General features: G+C 57.0%; 3 protein-coding genes. 2 read left to right on the plus strand and 1 reads right to left on the minus strand.

Annotated elements, in window-relative coordinates; genetic code table 11:
- Window positions 1-565 (minus strand): flagellin (locus EOM25_14145; protein ID NCC26315.1); only part of this gene is annotated, 565 nt, incomplete at its 3' end.
- A 332-nt stretch (window positions 566-897) separates the two neighbouring features.
- On the opposite strand from EOM25_14145, the gene EOM25_14150 reads away from it, so the two are divergent.
- A complete protein-coding gene (locus EOM25_14150) occupies window positions 898-1,386 on the plus strand; it encodes an Lrp/AsnC family transcriptional regulator (GenBank protein ID NCC26316.1) in 489 nt (162 codons plus the stop codon).
- Window positions 1,386-2,263 (plus strand): aminotransferase class III-fold pyridoxal phosphate-dependent enzyme (locus EOM25_14155; GenBank protein ID NCC26317.1); only part of this gene is annotated, 878 nt, incomplete at its 3' end. The genes EOM25_14150 and EOM25_14155, both read left to right, overlap by 1 nt.

Genomic DNA, 2,263 nt, shown 5'->3' on the forward strand with positions numbered 1-2,263 from the left:
ACCCAACGCCCAGGGCCGATGCCGTGGATGTTCCGATCTTAATGTAATAGTAGTCCTCGGCGCAATCATTGGCCGTGCCGAAGTGGACCTTCAGCTTGCCGCTGGACACAAGGCCTGCACCATTGTGCGTGTCCCCTGACAAATTTCCATTCAGCAGTGAGATGCCGTTGAAGTCCGTGGCATTGGCGATTCGGGTAATCTCCGAGGCCATGGCCTGGTACTCGGAGTCGATGATCAGCCGCTGGGCCGAGGTGTATGTTCCCGTAGCCGCCTGGGTGGCCAATTCCTTCATACGGATAAGCTTTTCATCAATGACGCCCAGGGCCCCATCCGCCGTCTGGATGAGGGAGATGGCGTCGTTGGCGTTGCGCACACCCTGGTTCAGCGAGGCGATATCGGCCCGCATGAGTTCCCGGACCGCCAATCCGGCCGCGTCATCGGCCGCCGAGCCGATCCGAAGCCCCGAAGATAATCTCCTCGTGGATACGGAAAGGGCAGTGTAGCTGTTGCTCAGGTTCCTGGCGGCGTTCATGGCCATGAGGTTGTGATTGATAATAAGCGACATGATTGTTCCTCCTTGAATTTTGTCGGCTTCCTTGCCTTGTTTCTTCCCTTGCCTATGCTATCGGCCGTTCGAGGGATTTCTTTAGGGCACTCTCTGGTTCCCTCGAATTTTTTTGTATCTGGCGAACAAATCCTGGCTTCTTCACAAATCCAATGCTGACAGCAGCCTCATTTCCTATCACGGGGAAAATCGTGCCGCGCACGCCCCCTGACGACTTAATCTTAGCAAGCTTTGTGCCTGAACAAAATTCAGGCTCGGACTTTCTCGCTTCAGCCCCGAAACCTTGCCTTGCGCGAACGAAAGGGCTAGAGGTCAATAACGGAGAATATGGCATGCACACGCATCAAACCCCCGACGCATTCAAAGACTGGGAGCGAACCATTCTCGGCTTGGCCCAAGGTGACATCCCTGAAAGCCTGACCCCGTTCGCCGACATGGCCCAGGCCGCTGGATCCTCGGAAAGTCAGGCCCTTGAACTTTTCAAGGATTTGAAAAATAGAATGTTAATTCGACGTTTTGGGGCCACTCTGAGGCATCAAAAGGCCGGATATGGCCACAATGCCATGGTCGCCTGGATGGTTCCCGAAGAACGCGTTGACGAATTCGGTCGCCATCTATCCGCCCTGGCAGAAGTCACCCACTGCTATCTGCGCAAGGCTACCGATGCATGGCCCTACAATATCTATTCCATGGTTCACTCCATGACCCCCGCCGGGAGCCTTCACGTGGTCGAGAGCATATGCCAAAGCACTGGCGTGAATGAATACGAGATCCTCTCTAGCGTCGAAGAATTGAAAAAAACATCCATGCGGTATTTTTGATGACACATTCCACCCATCGCTCCACGGAACTGTTCTCCCGGGCTCTCAAGGTCATCCCTGGCGGAGTCAACAGCCCGGTCCGGTCCTGCCGAAGTGCCGGCCAGGATCCCCTTTTTATCCAAAAAGCCATTGATGCCAGGATATTCACGGCTGACGGACAAGAACTCGTCGATTTTGTCATGTCCTGGGGGCCCATGATTCTGGGCTACGGCCACCCTGATGTCGTGGACCTTGTGCAGGCTACCCTCATGGATGGCACCAGTTTTGGCGCGCCCTGCGAACTGGAGGTTCTCCTTGCCGAGGAAATTGTCTCGGCCGTGCCCAGTGTCGAAATGGTCCGCATGGTCAATTCAGGGACCGAGGCGACCATGAGCGCCCTCCGTCTCGCCCGGGCCGCCACCGGCCGGACCGGAGTCCTCAAATTCGTCGGAGCCTACCACGGCCACAGCGACCCGTTCATGGCCAGCGCCGGCTCCGGAGTGGCCACCCAGTGCATCCCAGGAACTCCAGGAGTTCCTGCCGAAGTGGTCCGGCACACCCTGCTCGCTCCCTACAATGATATTGGAGCGGTCCAAACAATTTTCGACACCCATGGGAACGATCTGGCCGCGGTCATCGTCGAGCCCGTGGCCGGCAACATGGGCTGCGTGCTCCCGGTGAACGGATTTCTCGAGGAGTTGCGAACACTTTGCTCCAAAAACGGAACTCTGCTCATCTTCGACGAGGTCATCACCGGATTTCGGGTCGCCTATGGCGGGGCCCAGGAGCGGTTCGGCATTGATCCGGACCTGACCTGCCTAGGCAAGATCATTGGCGGAGGCCTTCCTGTCGGAGCCTACGGCGGTAAACGGGAGTTCATGTCGCAGATCGCCCCATG

This window comes from Deltaproteobacteria bacterium (genome assembly GCA_009929795.1).
Taxonomy (GTDB): domain Bacteria; phylum Desulfobacterota; class Desulfovibrionia; order Desulfovibrionales; family Desulfomicrobiaceae; genus RZZR01.

What these genes read in the sequence shown, in the direction of transcription:
- EOM25_14150 (NCC26316.1), top strand. Translation starts at nt 898, where the DNA reads ATGCACACGCATCAAACCCCCGACGCATTCAAAGACTGGGAGCGAACC.